Origin of the sequence: Streptomyces mutabilis, assembly GCF_014649815.1 — a bacterium.
Taxonomy (GTDB): domain Bacteria; phylum Actinomycetota; class Actinomycetes; order Streptomycetales; family Streptomycetaceae; genus Streptomyces; species Streptomyces mutabilis.
Genome location: NZ_BMTT01000009.1, coordinates 179,716 through 204,479 on the forward strand (window position 1 = coordinate 179,716; position 24,764 = coordinate 204,479).

Consider the following 24,764-nt stretch of genomic DNA (forward strand, 5'->3'; position numbering starts at 1 on the left):
GTTCCGTCCGGGAAACTTCCCTCGCGCGAGGGAACCCGAGATTCCTGTTACCGCCACCCGTGCCCCACAGCCCTCACCAGTCGCTGCGGGACGCTGAATTCGACATGAACTTGCGCACGACGTAGATCAGTCCGCCGACCAAGGCGACGAAGACCAGCAGCTTGAACAGCAGTCCGATCACGAAGCCGAGCACGCTGGCGATCAGCCCGCCGAACACGACCAGGGCGATGACCGGCACCGCGATCCACTTCACCCACCACGGCAGTTCCGTGAAGATCTCTCGCATCGCCCTCGTCCTTACCTCTCCGCCCGTCGAGTGCCGGGTCCTTCGGCGGCCCGGAAGCCCACGGGAATCTCCTGGATGTCCTGTACCCGATGCTAGGGCCGGCGAGGGCCCTGACAGGGCCCTCGCATCCCTTGTCTCCCCCTGACCGATCCCCTAGGGAACCCTGAGGCGCGGCTCAGCTCTCGGGCGGAGAGAACACCACCAGAACCCGCAGGTCCTCGCTGATGTGATGGAACTTGTGGGCGACCCCGGCCGGCACGTAGACCACGCTGCCGCGGGCGACCTGGGTGGTCTCCATGCCCACGGTGATCGCGGCCCGGCCGCTCACCACGAAGTACACCTCGTCCTGCGCGTGCGGCTGCTGCGGGTCGGACGTGCCCGCGTCGAGGGCGTAGAGACCGACCGACATGTTCCGCTCACGCAGGAACTGCAGGTAGGCACCGTCATTGGCGGCGCGTTCCGCCTCCAGTTCGTCCAGCCGGAATGCCTTCATCGCCTCGTCCGCCCCTGCCTCACCGTTCGTTTCCGATCCTGTCTGCCACGATCAGACACATGAAGAATTTCCTAGTCAAGACGATCGCCAACGCGGCCGCCCTCGCGGTCGCCGTGTGGCTGCTCGACAAGATCACTCTGACCGGGGGCAGCACCGGCGAGAAGGCCCTCGCACTGATCGTCGTCGCCTTGGTGTTCGGCCTGGTCAACCTGCTGGTGAAGCCGATCGTGCAGGTGCTGACCTTCCCGCTGTTCATCCTGACCCTCGGCCTGTTCACCCTGGTGGTCAACGCGCTGATGCTGTTGCTCACGTCGTGGCTGGCCGACAAGCTCGACCTGAGCTTCCACGTCGACGGGTTCTGGACCGCCGTCCTGGGCGGCCTGATCATCTCGGTCGTCTCCTGGGCCCTCAATGCGTTCCTGCCCGACAAGGACTGATGCCATGACCTACCGCGTCTGCTTCGTGTGCACGGGCAACATCTGCCGGTCCCCGATGGCCGAGGCCGTCTTCCAAGCGCGGGTGGCGGATGCCGGGCTGAACGGTCTGGTCAAGGCCGACAGCGCCGGCACGGGCGGCTGGCACGAGGGCGAGGACGCCGACCCGCGCACGGTGGCCGTCCTGGCGCAGAACGGCTACGACCTTGACCACACGGCGCGGCAGTTCCAGCCGTCCTGGTTCTCCCGTCTCGACCTCGTCATCGCCCTGGACGCCGGCCACCTGCGGGCACTGCGCCGCCTCGCGCCCACGGAACAGGATGCGGACAAGGTGCGGCTGCTGCGCTCCTACGACCCCGCCGCCGACCGCGGTGACCTCGACGTACCGGACCCCTACTACGGGGGCGTGGACGGCTTCGAGGAGTGCCTTGAGATGGTGGAGGCGGCGAGCGACGGACTGCTCGCCGCAGTACGCGAGCAGGTGGAAGGACGGGCGGCATGAGCGAATCCGATACCGACAACAGGGACGGGGCAGGCACACCACGGCCCGTTCCCGGCTCCGGCGACGGCACACGGGCGGTGCGTGCCGGCCTCCCGGAGCCCGTCAAACACGAGCCGACGCTGCCCGGTCCCGTGTTCGCCGCCCACTTCCACCTGCCGGGGGAGCCGACCGGCCCGTACACCTACGGACGCGACGAGAACCCGACCTGGACCCACCTCGAGCGCGCCATCGGCGAACTGGAGGCACCCGGGCAGGACGACGTCGAGACACTCGTGTTCGCCTCGGGAATGGCCGCGATCTCCTCGGTGCTCTTCTCACAGCTGCGCGCCGGGGACGTGGCCGTCCTGCCCGACGACGGCTACCAGGCGCTGCCGCTGGTGCGCGCCCAGCTGGAGGCCTACGGCATCGAGGTGCGCACCGCGCCGACCGGCGGGGACGCCCAGCTGGACGTCCTGGACGGGGCGGGACTGCTGTGGATCGAGACACCGTCCAACCCCGGGCTGGACGTCTGCGACGTCCGGCGGCTCGCCGACGCGGCCCACGCGCGCGGCGCCCTGGTCGCCGTCGACAACACGCTCGCAACACCTCTCGGGCAGCGTCCGCTGGACCTGGGCGCCGACTTCTCGGTGGCCAGCGGCACCAAGCAGCTCACCGGGCACGGTGACGTCCTCCTGGGCTACGTGGCCGGTCGGGACGCCGAGGCGATGGCCGCCGTACGGCGCTGGCGCAAGATCGTCGGCGCGATCCCCGGGCCCATGGAGGCCTGGCTCGCGCACCGCTCGATCGCCACCCTGCAACTGCGCGTGGACCGGCAGAACGCCACCGCACTCAAGGTGGCCGAAGCGCTCCGTGCCCGGCCGGAGATCACCGGCCTGCGCTACCCCGGGCTGCCCGACGATCCCTCACACAAGATCGCCTCGCAGCAGATGCGGTGCTATGGATGCGTCGTCTCCTTCACGCTCCCCACGCGCGCGCGTGCCGATCGATTTCTCGACGCCCTGCGGCTCGTCGAGGGTGCGACGAGCTTCGGCGGGGTGCGGTCCACGGCCGAGCGGCGCGGACGCTGGGGCGGCGACGCGGTACCGGAGGGCTTCGTCCGGCTCTCGGTCGGCGCTGAGGACCCCGAGGACCTCGTGGCGGACCTGCTGCGCGCGCTCGAGGATTCGGCCGGCTGACCACCGCCGGCCGCCCCTCGCCGGGTCGGCCGAACGCGACGGACGGTCCGAGCCTCCCCCCTCGTGGCTCGGACCGTCCTCCGGTTCTCGCGCGCGAGGAACCGCGCGACTCAGGCTAGTTGACTCTGTGTCAGTGTCCAATCACGGTAGCGACAGCGACCTATCGACATATTTATAGTTGGGCGCGGCCGGAGGGCCGGTGGAGAACAGAAGAGGGGGACGGCTTCCGTGGACCTGGCCTTGCTGCGCACGTTCGTGACCGTGCACCGGGCCGGTTCCTTCACGCGCGCGGCGGCCCTGCTCGGCCTGTCCCAGCCGGCCGTCACCTCGCAGATCCGCACCCTGGAGCGACAGCTCGGGCGCCCTCTCTTCCTGCGACAGGCCCGCGGCGTGACGCCGACGACCATCGGCGACGAACTCGCCCACAAGGCCGCCCCGCACCTCGATGCCCTGGTCGAGATCGCCGAGATCGGGCTGGACGACGACTCCTCGCTGCGCACCCTGCATCTGGCCGGCCCCCCGGAGTTCACCGCCGAGCGGGCGCTGCCCGCACTCACCGAGCTCACCGGCGAGGACGGACAGGGCTTCGCCCTGCGCGCCTCGTTCGGGAACGCCGAAGAGGCCCTGGAGGGGCTTGCCGCCGGGCATCACGATCTGGCCATCGGTACGGCCCGTCCGCGCGGGGCGCTGCTCACGGCGACTCCGCTCTGCGACGAGGAGCACGTCCTGGTCGCCGCGCCCCAGTGGGCGGAACGAACCGGCCCCGATGAGCTCCGACACACGGCCGCACCCGATCTGGAACACGTCCCCGTGGTCGAGGTGCACGAGTCGCTGCCCTTCGTCGCCCGCTACTGGGCAACCGTCTTCGACGCCCGTCCGGCAGCCCCGGGCACCGTCGTCGCTCCCGACCTGCGTGCGGTGCTCGCTTGTACGGTCGCGGGCGCCGGGCTCGCCGTACTGCCCCGCTACCTGTGCGCCGAGGCGCTGGAGCGCGGTGCAGTCGTCGCCCTGCACGACCCCGCAGTACCGCCTCTGCGGACGTACTTCCTGGTGGTGCGTACCGGCACGCTCGCGATGCCACACATCACCCGGGCCCATGAGTGGCTGCTGCGTGCGGCCGCCGACTGGAGCTGAGCCGGCGGTCCAGGCGGTCGGTGCCGCGATGTTTCACGTGGAACCAGCCGGGCCACATTCCTCCCATGACCGTCCGCCCCGTGGTCAAGCGCACCGCCCGCGCCGTCCTCCTCGACGGCGGCCACCTGATTCTGATCAAGCGCACCAAGCCCGGTGTCGATCCCTACTGGGTCACTCCCGGAGGTGGGGTCGAGCCGGGTGACACCACCGTCGTGGACGCCCTGCACCGCGAGGTGCACGAGGAACTCGGCGCCAAGATCACCGACGTCGTCCCGTGCTTCGTGGACACGGTGGAGCACATCGGCGAGGACGGTGGTGCGACCGGTGTGAAGGTGCAGCACTTCTTCGTCTGCCGACTGGAGTCCATGGACCCGTCGCTGCGGCACGGCCCCGAGGTCGACGAGCCCACCGGTGAGTACGAGATCGTCCGGGTGCCGTTCACCAGGGTCGGGATCGCCTCCGTCCACCTCGTACCGCTCTCGCTCCGGCACTATCTGGACGGCAACATCGAGGGCGTGCGTGCCATGCACGCACCCGACCTCGGCTGATCCCGGCGCCGCACGAGGTGGCCAAAAGCTTGCATGTTACGCGCAAAGCGGTGGACGCCGACGGCCGTCGTCGGACAGCCTGACCTGCGTGTCGACACCTTCCCTCGCCTCGCTGCCGATCCGCCGTCTGACGCTCCGCGATCTCACCGCCTGCGCCGACCTGTCCGAGGACCGGGGGTGGCCTCGTGAGGAGCACAAGTGGGGTTTCCTCCTCACAGCCGGGAAGGGGTACGGCATCGACGATCCCGGCGGCGGTCTCGTCAGTGCCTGCACCGTCACCGAGTACGGACCTCACGGGCGCCCGTCCCTCGCCGCCATCGGCATGGTGCTGGTCGCGCAGCGGCACGCCCGCCAGGGCGTCGGACGTCGGCTCATGCGCCACGTCGTCACCGCCCTGGGCCCCACCCCACTGACCCTGCACGCCACCCCGTACGGACGGCCTCTCTACGAGGAGCTCGGCTTCAAGTCCACCGGCCGGGCGGAGATGGTGCGTGGGCGTTTCGTCGCCGACGGGCTCACGCCCATCGCCACGCGTGCGGCGACGGCCGAGGATCTGACCGCGATCCTCCGCCTCGACGAGGAGGTGTTCGGCGCCGACCGTACCCACATCATCACGCGGTTGCCCGCCTTCGCCGATCAGCTCCGGGTCGCCGAGGAGGACGGACGGCTCATCGGGTACGCCGCTGCCTGGCCCAACATGGACACCCACGTCGTGGGCCCTCTGATCGCCCGCGACACCGAGACGGCCAAGGCGCTGCTCGCCTCCCTCGCCGCCCGCACCGACCGCCCGCTGCGCACGGACATCGACGTACGGCACGAGGAGCTGCTGGCCTGGGCGAAGGGGCACGGTCTGACGTCCCTCTCCACCAACGCGGTCATGACGTACGGCGTCACGGAGCTGCCCGGGATCTGGCAGCGGCGGTTCGCTCCGCTGACGGTGGCGGCGGGCTGACCCGATCGGTGCGGCGAGGCCGGTACCCGGGAACGCCCCGGGAACCGGCCTCGTGCGACCGACGTCTGTCGTCAGTCAAGGTCCGCCACGGCGGCCGTGGCGAAAGCGTGGTCCTGCTCGGGCGCTCCGCCGCCGACCCCGATCGCGCCGATCACCCGGCCGTCGCGGTGCACGGGCACGCCGCCCGCGATGAACAGCAAGGGCCGGTCGAGCGCGGTGGGCAGGGTGTGGAAAAGGCCTCCGGGCTGAACGGCGTCGACGAGGTCGGCGGTGGGTGTGTTCAGCTGGAGCGCCGTGTAGGCCTTGCGGGTGCTGGTCTCCCCGGAGATCAGCACGGCCCGGTCGTCGCGCCGGAAGGCCAGGAGGTGGCCGCCTGCGTCGAGGACGGTGACGCTGACGGTGGTACCGGCGGTCTCGGCGGCGCGCTGGGCGACGGTCACGAGGGCTTCGGCGTCCTTGATGGTCAACGGGGCGGTAGCGGTGGTGGTCACAGGTTTCTCCTTGGTGATGCCGAGGGGTACGTGCCTTGATCGTGTTGCGGCGGGAGCGACCGCGAGTGCGGGGGCGCCCTGGCCCCGCGCCCCGGTAGTCAGGGTCGTTCAGTGGTGTACGGCGGCTGTCCGGTGCTCGGCCGGTACGGAGCTCGCGACAACCGCGCGGTCAGCGGGCTCGCGCCGTTCGAGGGCGGCCGAGACGAAGGCGAGGATCAGGGCGGCGGCGGCAAGCACGGCACCGACCCAGTTCGGGGCGGTGTAGCCGAAGCCGGCGGCGATGACCACGCCCCCGAGCCAGGCGGAGAGCGCGTTGCCGAGGTTGAACGCGCCGATGTTCACCGCCGATGCCAGCGTCGGCGCGCCGTGCGCGTGGTCCAGGACACGCTTCTGCAGCGGCGGGACGGTGGCAAAGCCAAGGGCGCCGATCAGGAAGACGGTCACGGCCGAGCCGATCTTGTCGTGGGCGGTGAGTGTGAAGAGGGCGAGCACGACGGCCAGAGCGCCCAGGGAGACGTACAGCATGGGCATCAGGGCGCGGTCGGCGAACTTGCCGCCCACGAGGTTGCCGCCGACCATGCCGAGGCCGAAGAGGACCAGCAACCAGGTGACCGAACCGTCGGCGAAGCCCGCGACGTGGGTCATCATCGGCGCGATGTAGGTGATGGCCGCGAAGACGCCGCCGAAGCCGAGGACGGTCATGGCCATGGCAAGCAGCACCTGGGCGTTCTTGAACGCCGCCAGTTCGTGCCGCAGCCGCACCCCCTCGGCCTTGGGCATGTCGGGGACCAGCTTGGCGACACCGGCCAGGCCGACGACACCGAGTGCGGCGACGATGGCGAAGGTCACCCGCCAGCCGGCGGACTGGCCGACGAGCGTGCCCAGTGGCACGCCGACGACGTTGGCGACGGTCAGTCCGGTGAACATCATCGCGATCGCGCCGGCCTTCTTGTGCGGGGCGACCAGGTCGGCCGCGACGACCGAACCGATGCCGAAGAAGGCTCCGTGGGCGAGAGAGGCGACGACACGGCCGGTCAGCATGACGGAGAAGGCGGGGGCGAGGGCGGAGAGCAGGTTGCCGACGATGAACAGGCCCATCAGCAGCATCAGCATCCGCTTGCGCGGGACCTTGGTGCCGAGCATGGTCATCAGCGGGGCGCCGAACATCACGCCGAGCGCGTATCCGGTCACCAGGAAGCCGGCGGTGGGGATGGAGACCCCGTAGTCGTTGGCGACCTCGGGCAGCAAGCCCATGATCACGAATTCGGTGGTTCCGATACCGAAGGCCCCGATCGCGAGGGCCAGGAGCGCGAGAGGCATGGAGGGGGATTACCTTCCCAAGATTGCAGGAGCGCTTTGCATGCGTTCACAATAATTGCACACGCGGGCTACTTGCAAGCGCGGGCAACTGCGGCTCTGGTCTACCCTGGTCTCAGCCGCTCCGGGACGGAGGAACACATGACAGCGACGGACCCCGCCCTCACCGCCCTCTCCCAGGGCTGGTGTGCCCTCTCTCTGCTGCACGGGAGAATCGAGGCGCACATCGAGCGCGCTCTGCAGGCCGGACACGATCTGAGCGTGCGCGAGTACTCCCTGCTCGACGTACTCAGCCGACAGCACGACGGCGACGGCGGGCACCTGCAGATGAAGCAGGTCGCGGACGCGGTCGTCCTCAGCCAGAGCGCCACCACACGCCTGGTCACCCGGCTCGAGGACCGCGGGCTCCTCGAGCGCTACCTGTGCCCCACCGACCGCCGTGGCATCTACACCAACGTCACCGCAGCCGGCCTGAAACTCCTGGACGAGGCACGACCCACCAACGACGCGGCCCTGCGCGAGGCGCTCGACGAAGCTGCCAGGAACCCCGATCTGGCTCCGCTGGTCCGGGTGGTCGAGACGCTCAAAACACCAGTGCCCGCCTGACCCCTCTGCGTAGGGTGCGGCTATGGCAGATCTTGAGATTCGGCCCACCACGGGGGACGACCTCCCCGCGGTCGTCGCGATGCTCGCCGACGACCCTCTGGGCGCCCAACGCGAGTCACCCGACGACCTGCGCCCTTATCTGGCCGCCCTGGAACGGCTCAGCGCCGATCCGAACCAGCACCTGGTCGTCGCCGTCCGCGGCGGCCGTGTGGTCGGCACACTCCAGCTGACGATCGTGCCCGGCCTGTCCCGGCGTGGTGCCACCCGGTCGATCATCGAAGGCGTACGCATCCACTCCGACGAGCGCGGTAGCGGCCTGGGCACTCAGCTCATCGAGTGGGCCGTTGACCAGTCCCGGCGGCAGGGATGCCAACTGGTACAACTCACCTCCGACAAGACCCGCACCGACGCACACCGCTTCTACGAACGGCTTGGCTTCTCGGCCTCGCACACGGGTTTCAAGCTCCAGCTCTGAGGCGTCCGGCCTCTGGCCCTGTTTCACGTGGAACAGGGCCACGTCGCGAGGGTGGGCGTGGGACCTAGCCGATTCCGCGCCACCCCTCCGGATCGACTCCTCCCGGCACAGGCGCACCCTCGTCATACGGCTGCCGTGTGAACACGAACGACCCGAGGTCCAGGTGACTCACGGTCCCGTCCGGGCGTCGCACGGCTCGCAGCAGCTCCCCGGCGTAATAGCCCTCCAGCCCGGTCCACGTGCCATCGCCGTTCGACCGGAAACGCGAGCGACGGCCGACGCCCGAAAGAGACTCCAACGAAACCCCCTTGTCGGGCGTCAGCCGCAGGGCGAAGGCATGCGTGCCCCAGTACCACTGGCCTGTCAACTCCAGGACTGAGGCCTCGGCCTCCGGCAGCGGGCGCCACGGTCCGGGGATCTTGGGTTCCGCGTCGGCGACGATGCGAACGAGATCGGCACCGACTCCTGCCACCAGCGGCCCGGACGTGCAGTTGGCCAGCACCACCGCGGCCACGTCGTCCTCCACACTGATCGTGAGGTTGGCCAGGAATCCGGGCAGTGAGCCGGAGTGCCCCACGAGCAGCCGCCCGTCCCAGTACTGGATCTGCATTCCCAGGCCGTAAGCCGAACCGTCCGCGACATCCGCGGCCTCCACCGGCGCCGCCGGTATCCGCATCTCCCGCACGGACTCGGCGCTCAGCACCCTGTCGTCCCCCTGCGTCAGAAAGACGGCGAACCGGGCCAGGTCGCCGGTGGTGGACCAGAGCTGACCGGCCGGGGCCATCCGCCCAAGATCCTCAGCAGGCTCCGCCAGCATCACGTCGGCCCATGGATGCACCGCCCAGCCGTCGGCGTGCGGCGCCTGCGGGCGCCCGGATGTTCGGTTCAGGCCCAGCGGCTCCAGCACCTCCTGCCGCAGCACTTCCTCCCACAAAGCACCGCGCACCTTCTCGACCAGCGCGCCGAGCAGCGTGTATCCGGGGTTCGAATAGTGGTGCCGACGGCCCACCGGGTGAAGCAGCGGCTGCTTGCCCAGCACATCGGCGAGCTCGGGCCGCAGCGAGCCCGGCGTCCGCTCCCACCACGGCGCGGGCGACTCGGCGGCCAGACCACCGGAGTGCGCCAGCAACTCGGCGACCGTCGCCTCCCCCGCCCCCGTTCCCGGCAGGTGCTTCTCCAGTGGGTCACCGAGATCGAGCGCACCCTCGTCACGCAGCCGAAGCACGAGCACGGCGGTGAACGTCTTGGTGATCGAGCCGATCCGGTACTGCACGTTCTCGTCCGGCCCGAGCCCGTCCACCGAAGTCCGCGCCCCGTGCCAGACGGGCCGACCGTCCCGGACGACCGCCGCCACGAGCGACGGCGTCCGCCCCTTCGTCTGGGCCACGGCGATCCGGTGCAGCAGAGCCCGGCGGGTTGCGGGGAGCAGTTCTTCCTGAGGTGTGGTCATGCCCCCAGTCCATCGCCCCGGACCCCTTCCGTCGAGCCGATTTTTCTCCCGCGTCGCGATGTAGGTTCTCGCCGCTCGGGTCGGACGCCGCCTTCATGACCTGCGGCTTCATCCACAGTCTCACGACGTGTCGGACGCTGGAGTCGCACGCCCGTGTCGTCTCCTCGACGGTCCGCGCCGGGCGACTCGGACCGCCGGTCCTCTGACCTGGGCGGTCTCACGGCCGGTGTCGAATCCGACGTCAATCCGACATTGGCCGTGAGATTCCGACACGGAATGTGAGATCCCACACGCGAGAATCAGGTCTGTGCCATGTCCACGAAGCGCGAGTAGTGACCCTGGAAGGCGACGGTGATCGTTGCCGTCGGACCGTTACGGTGCTTGGCCACGATCAGGTCGGCCTCGCCGGCGCGCGGTGATTCCTTCTCGTAGGCATCCTCACGGTGCAACAGGATGACCATGTCGGCGTCCTGCTCGATGGAACCGGACTCACGTAGGTCCGAGACCATCGGCTTCTTGTCGGTGCGCTGCTCGGGGCCACGGTTCAGCTGGGAGAGCGCGATGACCGGGATCTCAAGCTCCTTGGCCAAGAGCTTGAGGTTGCGGGACATGTCCGACACTTCCTGCTGACGGCTCTCGGCACGCTTGGATCCGCCGGACTGCATCAGCTGGAGATAGTCGATGACGACCAGCTTGAGGTCGTTGCGCTGTTTGAGACGACGGCACTTGGCGCGGATCTCCATCATCGACAGGTTAGGGGAGTCGTCGATGTAGAGCGGGGCAGCCGAGACGTCGGGCATCCGACGGGCCAGGCGGGTCCAGTCGTCGTCCGTCATGGTGCCGGAACGCATGTGGTGGAGCGCGACTCGGGCCTCGGCGGACAGCAGACGCATCGCGATTTCGTTGCGCCCCATTTCGAGCGAGAAGATGACGCTCGGCAGGTTGTTCTTGATCGATGCCGCCCGCGCGAAGTCCAACGCCAGCGTGGACTTACCCATCGCGGGACGTGCGGCGATGACGATCATCTGACCCGGGTGCAGGCCGTTGGTCAGGGAATCGAAGTCGGTGAAGCCCGTCGGTACGCCGGTCATCTCACCGCTGCGCGAGCCGATCGCCTCGATCTCGTCGAGCGCCCCCTCCATGATGTCGCCGAGCGGCAGATAGTCCTCGCTGGTGCGCTGCTCGGTGACCGCGTAGATCTCGGCCTGGGCACGGTTGACGATCTCGTCGACGTCGTCGTCGGCCGCGTATCCCATCTGGGTGATCCGTGTACCGGCCTCCACCAGGCGGCGCAGCACGGCACGCTCGTGCACGATCTCCGCGTAGTAGGCGGCGTTCGCGGCCGTCGGCACGGTCTGGACGAGAGTGTGCAGGTAGGAGGCGCCGCCGACCTTGTTGATCTCGCCGCGCTTGGTGAGTTCGGCCGCGATCGTGATGGGGTCGGCCGGCTCACCCTTGGCATAGACGTCGAGAATCGCCTGGTAGACCGTCTCGTGAGCCGGCTTGTAGAAGTCGTGGCCCTTGAGGATTTCGACGACGTCGGCGATGGCGTCCTTGGACAGGAGCATGCCACCGAGGACGGACTGCTCGGCGTCCAGGTCCTGCGGCGGCACTCGCTCGAACGACGGTCCGCCACCGTCCCAGGCTCCGTTGTCCGGACCGCGCTCGTGCTGCTCGTCGCGTCCGCGGCCACCGTCACCGCGGCGGCGGGAAGCGGGCAGACGATCACTGGGACCACTGTCGGCCCACGGGTCGTCCAAGGGCTCGGAAATGCTCACCGAGCCACCTCCTCCCGTCCGCCGAGCGGACCTCGCCGTGCCCCTCATTTCTACGGCACGACACTGACAAATAAGACGCCCAACTCCGGTTCAGACGCGTCGGTTTTGTGTTGGTTCACAAGCCGACGGACGGAGCAGGCGCCGGACAACCGTAGGCCCGTCGGCAGCGTCAGCCAATCTGGTTATCCACAGGCCATGTGGACGACGGGCCAGATGCTGTGGAGAACTCCCCGAAACCTGTGCACGACCCAGTGGACAGCCCTGTGAACAAGCCCTCTTCCCACCCCAATAAGCCTCACTGACCTGCATCTTTACCGTCCACGCCCTGTGCAGAAGAAAAACTTCCCCAGTCAGATCAAGATCGCACCGAACCGCGCTCGGAACTGCGCACGACGAGACGATAGGTAAGGGTCCCAAAAGCTTTGCATCTCTTACCTGTGGACGATTAGATTGGTGCTCATGACACAGGCTTCCGAGCGCTCCCGGGCCGTCCGGCGCCGGCACGACCGAGAGATCATCGCGCTGGCCGTCCCGGCCTTTGGCGCGCTCGTCGCCGAGCCCCTCTTCGTCATGGCCGACAGTGCGATCGTCGGACACCTCGGCACCGCACAACTCGCCGGACTCGGCATCGCCTCCGCACTGCTGACCACCGCCGTCAGCGTCTTCGTCTTCCTCGCCTACGCCACCACGGCGGCCGTGTCCCGCCGCGTCGGCGCCGGTGACCTGCAATCCGCGATCCGCCAAGGCATGGACGGCATCTGGCTGGCGCTGCTGCTGGGCGCCGCGGTCATCGCCGTCGTCCTGCCGACCGCACCCTCCCTCGTGGAACTCTTCGGCGCCTCCGACACCGCGGCCCCCTACGCCATCACATATCTGAGGATCTCCGCTCTCGGCATCCCCGCCATGCTCGTCGTGCTGGCCGCGACCGGTGTCCTACGAGGTCTGCAGAACACCCGGACGCCGCTCTACGTGGCCGTGTCCGGCTTCGTCGCCAACGCCGTCCTCAACGTCGTTCTCGTCTACGGCGCCGGTCTCGGCATCGCCGGCTCCGCCTGGGGCACCGTCATCGCCCAATGCGGCATGGCAGCGGTGTACCTCTGGGTGGTGATCCGTGGAGCACACCGGCACGGTGCCTCCCTGCGGCCCGACGTCGCCGGCATCAGAGCCTCGGCCCAGGCAGGCGTCCCGCTGCTCGTGCGTACGCTCTCACTGCGGGCCATTCTGATGATCGCCACTGCCGTGGCGGCGCGCCTCGGCGACGCCGACATCGCGGCCCACCAAATCATCCTGTCCCTGTGGAGCCTGCTCGCCTTCGCCCTCGACGCCATCGCCATCGCCGGGCAGGCCATTATCGGACGCTACTTGGGAGCCGGTGACGCCCAGGGTGCCCGCTTCGCCTGCCGCAGAATGGTGGAGTGGGGCGTCGCGGTCGGAATCGTCCTCGGCCTGCTCGTGGTGCTGTCGCGCCCGGCGTTCCTGCCCCTGTTCACCGGTGACTCCGCGGTCAAGAACGCCGCCCTCCCCGCGTTGGTGATCGTGGCTGTCTCGCAGCCGGTCTGCGGAGTGGTCTACGTCCTGGACGGCGTTCTGATGGGTGCCGGTGACGGCCCTTACCTCGCGTGGGCCATGCTGCTCACCTTGGCTGTCTTCACCCCGGCGGCCCTGCTCGTCCCGACGTTCGGCGGTGGACTCACCGCACTGTGGGCGGCCATGACGCTGATGATGGCAATGCGACTGGTGACGCTGTGGCTGCGCACCCGATCGGGGCGGTGGGTCGTCACAGGCGCGGCGCGCTGAGTGTCCCGCGCGAAGCATCGCAGTTTCACGTGAAACATGATGCCTCAGGTGAAGGATGAGCGAGCAAAGATGGGGCCGCGTTCCCCCTCGGGAGATGCGGCCCCATCTCATCGCTTAAGCGAGAGCAGAGCTCAGGCAGCGACAACCTCGATGCTGACCTTGGCGTCAACCTCGGGGTGCAGACGCACGGACGTCTCGTGAGCGCCCAGGGTCTTGATCGGCGAGCCCAGCTCGATGCGGCGCTTGTCGACCTCGGGGCCACCGGCGGCCTTGATCGCCGAAGCGACATCGGCCGGCGTGACGGAACCGAAGAGACGACCGGCGTCGCCGGAGCGGACGGCCAGACGGACCTTCACACCCTCGAGCTGGGCCTTCACCTGGTTGGCCTGCTCGATGGTCTGGATCTCGTGGATCTTGCGAGCACGACGGATCTGCTCGACGTCCTTCTCGCCACCCTTGGTCCAGCGGATAGCGAACTTCCGCGGGATCAGGTAGTTGCGAGCGTAACCGTCCTTGACGTCGACGACGTCGCCCGCGGCACCGAGGCCGGAGACCTCGTGGGTGAGGATGATCTTCATGAGTCGGTCACCCTTCCCTTATCGCGCGGTGGAGGTGTAGGGCAGCAGCGCCATCTCACGGCTGTTCTTCACAGCCGTGGCGACGTCACGCTGGTGCTGGGTGCAGTTGCCGGTCACGCGGCGGGCACGGATCTTGCCGCGGTCGGAAATGAACTTCCGCAGCATGTTCGTGTCCTTGTAGTCCACGTACGTGACCTTGTCCTTGCAGAACGCGCAGACCTTCTTCTTCGGCTTGCGCACAGGCGGCTTAGCCATGATGTTTCTCCTGTGTGATCAAGAAGTTTGGGTGGAGCCCGCCTAGAAGGGGGGCTCGTCCGAGTAGCCGCCACCGCCGCCGGAGCCTCCGCCCCAGCCGCCGCCACCCTGGCCGCCGCCCTGCGGGCCGCCGGCGGGAGCGCCGGTCGCCCAGGGGTCATCGGCCGGGGCGCCACCGCCCTGCTGGCCACCGCCGGGGCCGCCGCCCCAGCCGCCGCCACCCTGGCCGCCACCGCCGCCGTAACCGCCCTGGCCTCCGCGGCCCTGGCCCGAGGTCTTGGTGACCTTGGCCGTGGCACTGCGCAGGCTGGCGCCGACCTCGTCGACGTCCAGCTCGTAGACCGTGCGCTTGACGCCCTCACGGTCCTCGTAGGACCGCTGCTTCAGCCGGCCCTGCACGATGACGCGCATGCCTCGCTGGAGCGACTCGGCGACGTTCTCCGCCGCCTGGCGCCAGACCGAGCAGGTCAGGAAGAGGCTTTCGCCGTCCTTCCACTCGTTCGTCTGGCGGTCGAAGGTGCGGGGGGTCGACGCGACACGGAACTTCGCGACGGCCGCACCGGACGGGGTGAAGCGCAGCTCGGGGTCATCGACAAGATTGCCGATGACCGTGATGACGGTCTCGCCTGCCATGGGGGAACCTCTCGGCGGGTTTGCTGCTGGCTGCTTGTGCTGCTACTCAGATCCCGGGATCGGCTGAGCGGAAGCTCAGTGCATCTCGGGACGGAGGACCTTGGTCCGGAGGACCGACTCGTTCAGGTTCATCTGGCGGTCGAGCTCCTTGACGACCGCAGGCTCGGCCTGCAGGTCGATGACCGAGTAGATGCCCTCGGGCTTCTTCTTGATCTCGTACGAGAGACGACGACGGCCCCAGGTGTCGACCTTCTCGACCTTTCCGCCGCCGTCACGGACGACGGAGAGGAAGTTCTCGATCAGCGGGGAGACAGAGCGCTCCTCGAGATCGGGGTCGAGGATGACCATCACCTCGTAGTGACGCATGTGGAACCCACCTCCTTTGGACTCAGCGGCCACGGTCGTTCCGTGGCAGGAGGGTTGCGATGCGTTGGCACCGGCATCAACGAGTAAACCAGGACCCACTGACAATCGGGCTTCCTCCGAGGAAGCGGCCCGGCCGTGGGCGGCAGCAGACACCAGTGCAGAAGGTACAGAGTACCCGGCCACCGGCTTGCGGTTGAAATCCGGCCGTGAGGGGACACAATCGGTACTCAGCGGATGTGAGGGCGAAGACACACTGCCGTTGGCAGGAGGTTCCCCATGGCACAGATCATGCGACCCGCCAAGCCCCGGACCGGCTTGCTGGCCACTGACGGAAAGCCGCACCCCCTCCAGGACACGCTGCTGGCTGTGACGCTGGTGCTGGGAGTGCTGGCGCTGGCCACCGCGAGTTTCCGCGGGCTCCACGTCCTGACCTCCTGGGCAGGGCTCCTGGGGGTCCTGACCGGCGGATACGGCCAGCTCATCTCCGCGACGACGCGTGAGCGCTTCGGTCTCATCCTGGGCCTCGGGGCTTCCGCGCTCGGTCTGTTCTTCGGCATCTACCACGGCGGCCTCTTCGGCTGAGTACCGGCCGCCGCCGGCCTGTCGGACACGTCGTTCCGCCCGCCTTCCCGCCGTACGCCGGACGGGGCGCTCACAGGGCGCAGTAGGCTTCGCGCGAGAGCCGGAGCCCCTGTACCCATGGGGACACACCAGCCCGAGGAGCGCCCCGAATGACCCTGACCCTGAGGACCATCAGTCGCGAGCAGCATCTGGCCTACATCCAGAGCCTGCCGGCGGCGAGTCACATGCAGGTCCCGGCCTGGGCGGACGTGAAGGCGGAATGGCGCTCCGAGAACCTCGGCTGGTTCGACGACCGGACCGGTCAGCTGGTCGGCGTCGGACTCGTCCTCTACCGGCAGCTCCCCAAGATCAAGCGCTACCTCGCCTACCTGCCCGAGGGCCCGGTCATCAACTGGTTCGCGCCGAACCTCCAGGACTGGATGGAGCCGATGCTGGCGCACCTGAAGCAGCAGGGCGCCTTCTCGGTGAAGATGGGCCCGCCGGTGATCATCCGGCGCTGGGACGCCGCGTCCATCAAGAAGGGCATCCAGGACCCCGACGTCAAGCGCCTGCGCGACATAGAGGCCGACCACATCGAGCCGCGCGCGTTCGAGGTGGCCGACAAGCTCCGCCGCATGGGCTGGCAGCAGGGCGAGGACGGCGGCGCGGGCTTCGGTGACGTGCAGCCCCGCTACGTCTTCCAGGTACCACTGGCCAACCGCTCCCTGGAAGAGGTCCACAAGAACTTCAACCAGCTGTGGCGCCGCAACATCAAGAAGGCCGAGAAGGCCGGCGTCGAGGTGGTCCAGGGCGGTTACCACGACCTCGAGGAGTGGCAGCGCCTGTACGAGATCACGGCGGTGCGCGACCACTTCCGGCCGCGTCCGCTGTCGTACTTCCAGCGCATGTGGGCGGCCCTCAACAACGAGGACCCCAACCGCATGCGGCTGTACTTCGCCCGGCACAACGGCGTGAACCTGTCGGCGGCGACCATGCTGGTCGTCGGCGGACACGTCTGGTACTCCTACGGCGCCTCCGACAACATCGGCCGTGAGGTCCGGCCCTCCAACGCCATGCAGTGGGCGATGCTCCGCGACGCCTACGCGCTGGGCGCCACCGTCTACGACTTGCGCGGCATCTCCGACTCGCTGGACGAGAGCGACCACCTCTTCGGCCTGATCCAGTTCAAGGTCGGCACGGGCGGGCAGGCGGCCGAGTACCTCGGCGAGTGGGACTTCCCGCTGAACAAGCTTCTCCACAAGGCGCTCGACATCTACATGTCGCGCCGCTGACCCACCGCACCCTTACCCGCACCTCTGACAGCCACGAGAAAGGTTCCAGGTCCGGCCATGGCGCTCACCCTCTACGTCGACACCGCGCGCTGGCGGGCGCACCACAAGCACGTGCAGGAGCAGTTCCCCGGGCTGGTCCCGGTCTGCAAGGGCAACGGCTACGGCTTCGGGCACGAACGGCTGGCGGAGGAGGCCACGCGGCTGGGCTCGGACGTGCTGGCCGTCGGCACCACGTACGAGGCCGCTCAGATCAAGGACTACTTCGGTGGCGACCTGCTGGTACTGACCCCCTACCGGCGCGGTGAGGAGCCCGTTCCGCTGCCCGACCGGGTCGTGCGCTCGGTGTCATCCGTGGACGGCGTGTACGGCCTCGTGGGCGCGCGTGTGGTGATCGAGGTGATGTCCTCGATGAAGCGGCACGGCATCAGCGAGCAGGACCTGCCGCAGCTGCACGCCGCCATAGAGAACGTCCGGCTGGAGGGCTTCGCCATCCACCTGCCGCTGGACCGCACCGACGGCTCGGACGCCGTCGAGGAGGTCATCGGGTGGATGGACCGGCTGCGGGCGGCGCGGCTTCCGCTGCACACGATGTTCGTCAGCCACCTCAAAGCGGACGAGCTGGCCCGGCTCCAGCAGCAGTTCCCGCAGACCCGCTTCCGGGCCCGGATCGGCACCCGGCTGTGGCTGGGGGACCACGAGGCCACCGAGTACCGCGGTGCGGTCCTGGACGTCACGCGTGTGGCAAAGGGGGAGCGCTTCGGCTACCGGCAGCAGAAGGCGGCCTCCGACGGCTTCCTGGTGGTCGTGGCGGGCGGTACCTCGCACGGAGTGGGCCTGGAGGCGCCGAAGGCGCTGCACGGCGTCATGCCGCGGGCCAAGGGCGTCGCCCGGGCCGGCCTCGCGACGGTCAACCGGAATCTTTCGCCGTTCGTCTGGGGCGGCAAGCAGCGTTGGTTCGCGGAGCCGCCGCACATGCAGGTCTCCATCCTGTTCGTGCCCTCGGACGCCCCGGAGCCCACGGTCGGTGACGAGCTGGTGGCCCATCTGCGGCACACCACCACGCAGTTCGACCGTATTCTCGACCGCTAGCGAGAAGGCCGTACACGGTTCCTCCGTGTACGGCCTTCCGTGCGTTCGCTCAGAGCGAACCACCTGTCTGACGACTCGCGCCCCACTGCACCTGTGGCCCCTCGAAGTTGGCCGCGTGCTGCCCGGTCTGCGCCGCGGGTCCCAGGGCGAAGACGTCCGGCGCACCGTCGAGTACCCCGCCCGATGGGTCGTCGTCTCCCGTCCGCCGGGCCGGGTCCCGGTCCGGCATCAGGATGTCGCGGACGACCATCGCGCACAGGAACAACGTTCCCAGCAGGTGTACGCCGATGGCCCAGTGATAACCGTCCGTCGGCAGGCCCTTGTGGGCATCACCGCTGGTCGTGTAGGCGAGGTACATCCAGATGCCCAGGAAGTACGCGACCTCGCACACCTGCCAGATCAGGAAGTCACGCCACTTCGGCCGGGCCAGCGCGGCCAGCGGCACCAGCCACAGCACGTACTGCGGTGAGTAGACCTTGTTCGTGAGGATGAACGCCGCGACGATAAGAAACGCGAGCTGGGCGAACCGCGGGCGCCGAGGGGCCGTGAGGGTGAGCGCCGCGATGGCGCCGCAGCACAGCAGCATCAGGAGCGTGGCGAGGGTGTTGACGGTCTCGGTACTGGGCGGGTTGTCGGAGTTGTGGGCCAGGATGAGCCAGAAGGAGCCGAAGTCGACGCCCCGTTCCTGGCTGAACGTGTAGAACTTGGACCAGCCGTCGAAGGCGAAGAGCATCACCGGCAGGTTGACCACGAGCCAGGCGACCACCGCGCCTCCCAGCGCCTTCCCGAACTCCCGCCATCTGCCGGCACGCCAACACAGCACCAGCAGCGGCCCCAGGATCAGGAAGGGGTAGAGCTTGGCGGCCGTGGCCAGTCCCAGCAGTACACCGAAGGCCACCGGCCGCCTCCGGGACCACATCAGGATGGCGGCGGACGTCAGGGCGACCGCCAGCAGGTCCCAGTTGATGGTGGCGGTCAGCGCGAACGCGGGCGCGAGGGCGACCAGCAGACCGTCCCAGGGACGCCGGGCGTGGGTGCGGGTCACGCAGATGGCGATGACGGCCGCACACACCATGAGCATCCCGGCGTTGACCATCCAGTACCACTGTTCCTGGTGCTGGATGGAGCCGCTGCCGGGGGTGAGCCAGGAGGCGACCTCCATGAACACTCCGGTCAGCACCGGGTACTCGAGGTACTCCATGTCGCCGGGGAGCTTGTCGAAGTACGGCACCAGGTCGTTGACGAACCCGCGCCCCTGGTACAGGTGCGGGATGTCCGAGTAGCAAGCGTGCGTGTACTGCGAACTGGCACCGTAGAACCATGCTCCGTTGTAACAGGGGGCCTTCTGGATCAGGCCGAGGGCGAACACACCGATCGCCACGAGTGCGATCACCCGCACAGGCGTCCACCAGGACGCCCCGAGAACGGCACGTCGGCCGACCGGGCCTCCGATCAGCTCACTACCGGCCGCGGCGACGGTGTCCTCCCTGGTCGGTGGCACCGAGTCCGGCTCGCGCACGCTCGCTGGCGTCGATTCTGCACTGGGCATGGGGCACATCCTGCCGTACGCGCCCGGGAAAAGGCCGGGGCCGCCGCACCCTCGTCGGTGCGGCGGCCCCTGTTTCACGTGAAACGTGCGGGTGTTTCACGTGAAACACCCATGCGGTGCATTCTGCGGCTAGCCGTTCGGTCCCGCGAAGAGGCCACCGTTCTGGTTGCCTCTGCTGTCGTCCTCTTCCCCTGTGGGACTGGGTGACGTCGGGGGCGACGGGCTGCTGCCCTGACCACCCGCATCATTGCCGGCACTGTCGTTGCCGCCGTTCTCCCCGTCCTCACAATTCAGCTCGAAGACGCCGCAGGTGTCACTCGGCGAGGGGGAGGGACTGGTTTCGCTCTGACTGGGGGACGGCGACGGAGACGGGCTCGTCTCCTCCTCCGTCTTGGAGGGCGAAGGAGTCGGGCTCGGTGACGGAGTGTCGTTGATGACCTCGCCGATGGGCACCGGCTTGGGGAACTTCTCCGGCTTGGTGCCCTTCAGCGCATCCTCCATGTAGTCCTTCCAGATCAAGGACGGGAAGGACGCACCGTGGATCTTCTCCTCACCACCCGTTCCGTACATCTCCAGGAAGGTGCGGTTCTTGATGGTTTCGTCGTCCGGGTAGCGGAACATGCTGATCGCGGTCGACAGCTGCGGCGTGTAGCCGACGAACCAGGCGGACTTGTTGCCGTCCGTGGTACCGGTCTTGCCCGCCACCTCGCGGCCGGACAGCTGGGCGTTGGAACCCGTTCCGTCCTCGACGACGGTCTTCAGCACGTCCGTGACGTTGTCCGCGACCTTCGCGGTGAACGCCTGCTTGGTCGTGACCTTGTGCGTGTACACCGTGCCGTTCCTGTTCGACACCTTGGTGACGGAGTACGGCTCACGCTGCTTGCCGCTCTCCGCGAAGGTGGCGTACGAGGCCGCCATGCGGATCGCGCTGGGGTCGGAGATGCCGATCGAGAAGGACGGGTAGGACGTGCCCGTAAGGCTGTCCTCCAGAAGGCCCGAGTCGACGGCGGCCTCCTCCACCTTGTCCAGGCCGACGTCCATGCCGAGCTGCACGAAGGCGGAGTTCACCGACTCCCGCATGGCCTCGCGCAGGTCGATCTTGTAGTCGGGCGGGTCGCCGAGCGACTGCTTGCCGTCATTCTCCTGACGCCACTGCTCGCCCTTCTCGTTCTTCCAGATCGTCCCGTCGTAGTTCTTGATCTTGAGGTTGTTCTTGCCGCTGTAGAGGCTCTTGGGGGAGACGACGGTGCGCTCGTCCTGAGGCTGCACCTCGGCGCCGTCGGGGTCGCGAACGCCCCACTTCATCGCCGCCGCGAGCACATAGGGCTTGAACGTCGAACCGACCTGGGCGCCGGTGACGTCGGCGTTGTTGGTGAAGTGCTTGGTCGCGTCCTCACCGCCGTAGATGGCCTTGATGGCCCCGGTCTCCGGGTCGATGGACGCCCCGCCGAACTGGACGTGGGTGTCCGTCTCGGGGCGCTTCTCGGGGTCGATGTTCTTGTCGTAGACCTTCTTGACGGCCTTCTCGAGTTCATCGACCTTCTTCTTCTCGAAGGTCGTGTAGATCGAGTAACCGCCCGCCTCCAGCTGCTTCTGCGTAACCTTGCCGCTCTTGATCACGGACGCCTTGGCCAGGTCGACGAGGTAGCCGATCTGACCGCCCAGCTGGCTGTTCGAGCGCGGATTCTCCACCTTGGGGAGGTCGGAGAACTTGGCCCGCTCCGCCTGGCTCAGATGCCCGTACTCCACCATCTTGTCGAGGGTGTCCTGCATCTGGGTCTCGGCACGCTTCTTGTTGGCCTCCGGCGTCGCAGCCGGGTCGATGGAGGTCGCGCCCGCCGGGTCGTAGTACGTGGCACCCTTCAGCATCGCCGACAGGAAGGCGCACTGGCCGGCGTTGAGGTCGACCGCGTCCACATTGAAGTACGCCCGCGCGGCCGCCTGGATGCCGTAGGCACCACGACCGTAGTACGCGGAGTTCAGGTAACCCTCGAGGATCTTGTCCTTCGGCTCCTCTGCACCGACCTTGATCGAGACGAAGATCTCCTTGACCTTGCGTGAGATCGTCTGCGACTGGTCGTTCAGCATCGCGTTCTTCACGTACTGCTGGGTGATGGTGGAGCCACCCTGCGTCTCACCGCCCTTGGCCATGTTGAACACGGCGCGGGCGATGCCCTTGGGGTCGATGCCGCTGTCGGAGTAGAAGGTCTTGTTCTCCTGGGAGATGACAGCGTTGCGCATGTTCTCGGGGATCTGCGCGAGGCTGACGCTCTGCCGGTTGCGTTCGCCGCCCGCTGCGACCATCTGGCTGCCGTCGGACCAGTAGTAGACGTTGTTCTGCGCCGTGGCGGTCTCGCTGACGACCGGGACGTTCACCATGGCGTACGCGATGCCGGCGGCGGCGACCATGGTGCCGAAGAAGGCGATGCACAGCCCGGAGACGAGCCTCCAGGACGGCACCCAGCGCTGCCACCCGTCCCTGTCGTGGCGCGGGTAGTCGACCATCCGCTTCTTGCCGGGCGGCAGGCCACGCCCCCTCCCGGCCCCGCCGACAGCGGCCCGCCGGCCACCACGACCGGGATCGGCCGTTCTGCGACGGCCGCCTCCGCTCCGCTGTGCTGCGCGCCGGGCTTCGGCCCGGCTCCCGTACGGACGCTCCTCGCCCTCCTGGCCGTACGAGCCGGACGGAGACCCTGTGGCGCCCCGCGGTGCCGCGCGGCGGCCGGAGGACGAGCCGGACTGGCCGCGTCGGGCCGCGGCACGTCCGCCTCCCTGCGGCTGCGGCGGTTTGCGACGGTGCTCGCTCATCGAACGACTACTCCTCGGGCAGGCGCACCTTTGCGCGCCTGGAAAAGGCGGCTGGTTTCCGGTCCCCCCGAAGTACGGATGCGGTCCCTTCCGCATTCACCCGTACCGCACCAGGGACAGGGACGCCCCCAGGCGTCACTCGGTTCCCGGTGGTCTGCATGGCGCACAGACTACGCACCGCCAAAACCCCCAAGACCCGAAGTTCATCTCAAATCAGGCAACTTGGTCGTGATGAAACTCTGATGTGATCCCGTTCACCGATCCCCCTCTTGTCGCGCACGGAAGCTCGTTCTATCGTGCTGATGTATCGAGTCGATACATCAGCGCGGCATAAGGACGAGAGGAGGCGACGATGAGCCGGCGTTCCGGCATCCTCGAGTTCGCCGTACTCGGCCTGCTCCGCGAATCCCCGATGCACGGCTATGAGCTGCGCAAACGACTCAACACATCACTGGGTGTGTTCCGGGCGTTCAGCTACGGGACGCTCTACCCCTGCCTCAAGACGCTGGTCGCCAACGGCTGGTTGATCGAGGAACCGGGGAACGTCGGCGAGGCCGCCGCATCCCTCACGGGACGCCGCGCCAAGATCGTCTACCGGTTGACGGCCGACGGTAAGGAACACTTCGAGCAGCTCCTCTCACAGACGGGCCCGGACGCGTACGAGGACGAGACCTTCGCCGCTCGCTTCGCGTTCTTCGGCCAGACGTCGCGTGACGTTCGCATGCGCGTTCTAGAGGGCCGGCGCAGCCGGCTGGAGGAGCGCCTGGAGAAGATGCGGGCCTCCCTGGCCCGCACCCGGGAACGACTCGACGACTACACGCTTGAGCTCCAGCGCCACGGAATGGAGTCCGTGGAGCGCGAGGTGCGCTGGCTGAACGAGCTCATCGAGAGCGAGCGGGCGGGGCGGGACCTGAAGGGTTCCGCCGCGGAGGGGACCGCTCAACAGGACACGACATCTGGAGCGACGGGCGGCCTGCCCCGGCCCGGGGACGACCCCCGGCCGGATACGCCCGGCGACACCGCCACGTGAGAGCCCAGTCAGGGCCTCACTCGTACACACAGGGAGCAACCGGAATGGGTTCGGTTCGCGTAGCCATCGTCGGCGTGGGCAACTGCGCCGCATCGCTGGTGCAGGGCGTCGAGTACTACAAGGACGCCGACCCGGCGGCCAAGGTCCCGGGTTTGATGCACGTCCAGTTCGGCGACTATCACGTTCGTGACATCGAGTTCGTCGCCGCCTTCGACGTGGACGCCAAGAAGGTCGGCCTGGACCTCGCGGACGCCATCGGCGCCTCCGAGAACAACACCATCAAGATCTGCGACGTCCCGAACAGCGGCGTCCAGGTCCAGCGCGGCCACACCCTCGACGGTCTCGGCAAGTACTACCGCGAGACCATCGAGGAGTCCGCCGAGGAGCCGGCCGACATCGTCCAGGTCCTCAAGGACAAGCAGGTCGACGTCCTCGTCTGCTACCTGCCCGTCGGCTCCGAGGACGCGGCGAAGTACTACGCCCAGTGCGCCATCGACGCCAAGGTCGCCTTCGTCAACGCCCTCCCGGTCTTCATCGCCGGCACCAAGGAGTGGGCGGACAAGTTCACCGAGACGGGCGTCCCGATCGTCGGCGACGACATCAAGTCGCAGGTCGGCGCCACCATCACGCACCGCGTCATGGCGAAGCTCTTCGAGGACCGGGGCGTCGTCCTGGACCGCACGATGCAGCTGAACGTCGGCGGCAACATGGACTTCAAGAACATGCTGGAGCGCGACCGCCTCGAGTCGAAGAAGATCTCCAAGACGCAGGCCGTCACCTCCCAGATCCCCGACCGGGACATGGGCGAGAAGAACGTCCACATCGGCCCGTCCGACTACGTGGCCTGGCTGGACGACCGCAAGTGGGCCTACGTGCGCCTGGAGGGCCGCGCGTTCGGCGACGTCCCGCTGAACCTGGAGTACAAGCTCGAGGTCTGGGACTCCCCGAACTCGGCCGGCGTGATCATCGACGCCCTGCGCGCCGCGAAGATCGCCAAGGACCGCGGCATCGGCGGCCCGATCCTGTCGGCGTCGAGCTACTTCATGAAGTCCCCGCCGGTCCAGTACTTCGACGACGAGGCCCGCGCCAACGTCGAGAAGTTCATCGCCGGCGAGGTCGAGCGCTGAACGGACACGGACTGAGGTCCGTAGGAGGTCCCCGGGTC

At 68.2% G+C, this 24,764-nt stretch carries 26 protein-coding genes; 14 read left to right on the top strand and 12 right to left on the bottom strand.

The window, feature by feature from the left end; translation table 11 throughout:
* Positions 1-73 precede the first annotated feature (73 nt).
* Both IE142_RS20085 and IE142_RS20090 read right to left on the bottom strand, forming a co-directional pair.
* The gene (locus IE142_RS20085; RefSeq protein ID WP_191887025.1) at positions 74-286 is read right to left on the bottom strand and encodes a DUF5326 family protein; all 213 of its coding nucleotides are present in this window, start codon (positions 284-286) and stop codon (positions 74-76) included.
* 175 nt (positions 287-461) lie between these two features.
* Positions 462-779 carry a cupin domain-containing protein gene (locus IE142_RS20090; protein WP_043382483.1) on the bottom strand — a complete coding sequence of 106 codons (318 nt, stop codon included), beginning with the start codon at positions 777-779 and terminating at the stop codon, positions 462-464.
* Between the two features lie 59 nt (positions 780-838).
* On the opposite strand from IE142_RS20090, the gene IE142_RS20095 reads away from it, so the two are divergent.
* The 6 genes from IE142_RS20095 to IE142_RS20120 all read left to right on the top strand — a co-directional run bounded on the left by IE142_RS20095 (position 839) and on the right by IE142_RS20120 (position 5,524).
* Complete coding sequence (locus IE142_RS20095; protein WP_191887026.1) at positions 839-1,216, top strand: phage holin family protein; 378 nt, start codon at positions 839-841, stop codon at positions 1,214-1,216.
* Positions 1,217-1,220: 4 nt separating this feature from the next.
* Positions 1,221-1,715, top strand: a complete 495-nt coding sequence (locus IE142_RS20100; protein ID WP_191887027.1) for a low molecular weight protein-tyrosine-phosphatase — start codon at positions 1,221-1,223, stop codon at positions 1,713-1,715.
* Positions 1,712-2,890, top strand: a complete 1,179-nt coding sequence (locus tag IE142_RS20105; RefSeq protein ID WP_191887028.1) for a cystathionine gamma-lyase — start codon at positions 1,712-1,714, stop codon at positions 2,888-2,890. Before IE142_RS20100 ends, IE142_RS20105 begins: the two co-directional genes overlap by 4 nt.
* A gap of 228 nt (positions 2,891-3,118) precedes the next feature.
* Positions 3,119-4,024 (top strand): LysR family transcriptional regulator, encoded by a 906-nt coding sequence (locus IE142_RS20110; RefSeq protein ID WP_191887029.1) that lies wholly within the window; start codon positions 3,119-3,121, stop codon positions 4,022-4,024.
* Positions 4,025-4,089: 65 nt separating this feature from the next.
* Positions 4,090-4,572 carry an NUDIX domain-containing protein gene (locus IE142_RS20115; protein ID WP_191887030.1) on the top strand — a complete coding sequence of 161 codons (483 nt, stop codon included), beginning with the start codon at positions 4,090-4,092 and terminating at the stop codon, positions 4,570-4,572.
* An 88-nt stretch (positions 4,573-4,660) separates the two neighbouring features.
* A complete protein-coding gene (locus tag IE142_RS20120; RefSeq protein WP_191887031.1) occupies positions 4,661-5,524 on the top strand; it encodes a GNAT family N-acetyltransferase in 864 nt (287 codons plus the stop codon).
* A gap of 71 nt (positions 5,525-5,595) precedes the next feature.
* Here the strand turns inward: IE142_RS20120 and IE142_RS20125 are convergent, their stop codons facing one another.
* Positions 5,596-6,015 carry a GlcG/HbpS family heme-binding protein gene (locus IE142_RS20125; RefSeq protein WP_191887032.1) on the bottom strand — a complete coding sequence of 140 codons (420 nt, stop codon included), beginning with the start codon at positions 6,013-6,015 and terminating at the stop codon, positions 5,596-5,598.
* A 108-nt stretch (positions 6,016-6,123) separates the two neighbouring features.
* Complete coding sequence (locus IE142_RS20130; RefSeq protein WP_191887033.1) at positions 6,124-7,335, bottom strand: MFS transporter; 1,212 nt, start codon at positions 7,333-7,335, stop codon at positions 6,124-6,126.
* 138 nt (positions 7,336-7,473) lie between these two features.
* Here IE142_RS20130 and IE142_RS20135 point away from each other — a divergent pair, with 138 nt between their 5' ends.
* On the top strand, positions 7,474-7,938 hold the full coding sequence (locus IE142_RS20135; protein WP_100045400.1) for a MarR family winged helix-turn-helix transcriptional regulator: 465 nt from the start codon (positions 7,474-7,476) through the stop codon (positions 7,936-7,938).
* A 22-nt stretch (positions 7,939-7,960) separates the two neighbouring features.
* A complete protein-coding gene (locus IE142_RS20140; RefSeq protein ID WP_191887034.1) occupies positions 7,961-8,413 on the top strand; it encodes a GNAT family N-acetyltransferase in 453 nt (150 codons plus the stop codon).
* A gap of 64 nt (positions 8,414-8,477) precedes the next feature.
* Here the strand turns inward: IE142_RS20140 and IE142_RS20145 are convergent, their stop codons facing one another.
* Both IE142_RS20145 and dnaB read right to left on the bottom strand, forming a co-directional pair.
* Positions 8,478-9,863, bottom strand: coding sequence for a serine hydrolase domain-containing protein (locus IE142_RS20145; RefSeq protein ID WP_191887035.1), 1,386 nt, complete (start codon positions 9,861-9,863; stop codon positions 8,478-8,480).
* 299 nt (positions 9,864-10,162) lie between these two features.
* Positions 10,163-11,641, bottom strand: a complete 1,479-nt coding sequence (gene dnaB / locus IE142_RS20150; protein WP_107479440.1) for a replicative DNA helicase — start codon at positions 11,639-11,641, stop codon at positions 10,163-10,165.
* Positions 11,642-12,100: 459 nt separating this feature from the next.
* Here dnaB and IE142_RS20155 point away from each other — a divergent pair, with 459 nt between their 5' ends.
* Complete coding sequence (locus tag IE142_RS20155) at positions 12,101-13,438, top strand: MATE family efflux transporter (protein WP_191887036.1); 1,338 nt, start codon at positions 12,101-12,103, stop codon at positions 13,436-13,438.
* 131 nt (positions 13,439-13,569) lie between these two features.
* On the opposite strand, the gene rplI is transcribed toward IE142_RS20155, so the two are convergent.
* From rplI to rpsF, 4 genes are all read right to left on the bottom strand, one after another.
* On the bottom strand, positions 13,570-14,016 hold the full coding sequence (rplI, locus tag IE142_RS20160; RefSeq protein WP_003975023.1) for a 50S ribosomal protein L9: 447 nt from the start codon (positions 14,014-14,016) through the stop codon (positions 13,570-13,572).
* An 18-nt stretch (positions 14,017-14,034) separates the two neighbouring features.
* Positions 14,035-14,271, bottom strand: coding sequence for a 30S ribosomal protein S18 (rpsR, locus tag IE142_RS20165; protein WP_003949403.1), 237 nt, complete (start codon positions 14,269-14,271; stop codon positions 14,035-14,037).
* 42 nt (positions 14,272-14,313) lie between these two features.
* Entirely contained in the window at positions 14,314-14,904 is a 591-nt protein-coding gene (locus tag IE142_RS20170; RefSeq protein ID WP_043382521.1) for a single-stranded DNA-binding protein, read from the bottom strand.
* A 75-nt stretch (positions 14,905-14,979) separates the two neighbouring features.
* The gene (gene rpsF, locus IE142_RS20175; protein ID WP_003975025.1) at positions 14,980-15,270 is read right to left on the bottom strand and encodes a 30S ribosomal protein S6; all 291 of its coding nucleotides are present in this window, start codon (positions 15,268-15,270) and stop codon (positions 14,980-14,982) included.
* Positions 15,271-15,546: 276 nt separating this feature from the next.
* On the opposite strand from rpsF, the gene IE142_RS20180 reads away from it, so the two are divergent.
* The 3 genes from IE142_RS20180 (at position 15,547) to IE142_RS20190 (ending at position 18,212) form a co-directional block, all read left to right on the top strand.
* Entirely contained in the window at positions 15,547-15,852 is a 306-nt protein-coding gene (locus IE142_RS20180) for a hypothetical protein (protein ID WP_191887037.1), read from the top strand.
* Positions 15,853-16,001: 149 nt separating this feature from the next.
* Positions 16,002-17,123 carry a peptidoglycan bridge formation glycyltransferase FemX gene (gene femX / locus IE142_RS20185; protein ID WP_100049528.1) on the top strand — a complete coding sequence of 374 codons (1,122 nt, stop codon included), beginning with the start codon at positions 16,002-16,004 and terminating at the stop codon, positions 17,121-17,123.
* 57 nt (positions 17,124-17,180) lie between these two features.
* The gene (locus IE142_RS20190) at positions 17,181-18,212 is read left to right on the top strand and encodes an alanine racemase (RefSeq protein ID WP_191887038.1); all 1,032 of its coding nucleotides are present in this window, start codon (positions 17,181-17,183) and stop codon (positions 18,210-18,212) included.
* Between the two features lie 49 nt (positions 18,213-18,261).
* Here the strand turns inward: IE142_RS20190 and IE142_RS20195 are convergent, their stop codons facing one another.
* Positions 18,262-19,770: a glycosyltransferase family 87 protein gene (locus tag IE142_RS20195; RefSeq protein WP_191887039.1), complete on the bottom strand. Its 1,509-nt coding sequence runs from the start codon at positions 19,768-19,770 to the stop codon at positions 18,262-18,264.
* 120 nt (positions 19,771-19,890) lie between these two features.
* A complete protein-coding gene (locus IE142_RS20200; protein WP_370466386.1) occupies positions 19,891-22,266 on the bottom strand; it encodes a transglycosylase domain-containing protein in 2,376 nt (791 codons plus the stop codon).
* Between the two features lie 655 nt (positions 22,267-22,921).
* Between IE142_RS20200 and IE142_RS20205 the strand changes: the two genes are divergently transcribed.
* A complete protein-coding gene (locus IE142_RS20205; protein WP_191887041.1) occupies positions 22,922-23,599 on the top strand; it encodes a PadR family transcriptional regulator in 678 nt (225 codons plus the stop codon).
* 44 nt (positions 23,600-23,643) lie between these two features.
* Positions 23,644-24,726 carry an inositol-3-phosphate synthase gene (locus IE142_RS20210; protein ID WP_191887042.1) on the top strand — a complete coding sequence of 361 codons (1,083 nt, stop codon included), beginning with the start codon at positions 23,644-23,646 and terminating at the stop codon, positions 24,724-24,726.
* Positions 24,727-24,764: the final 38 nt, after the last annotated feature.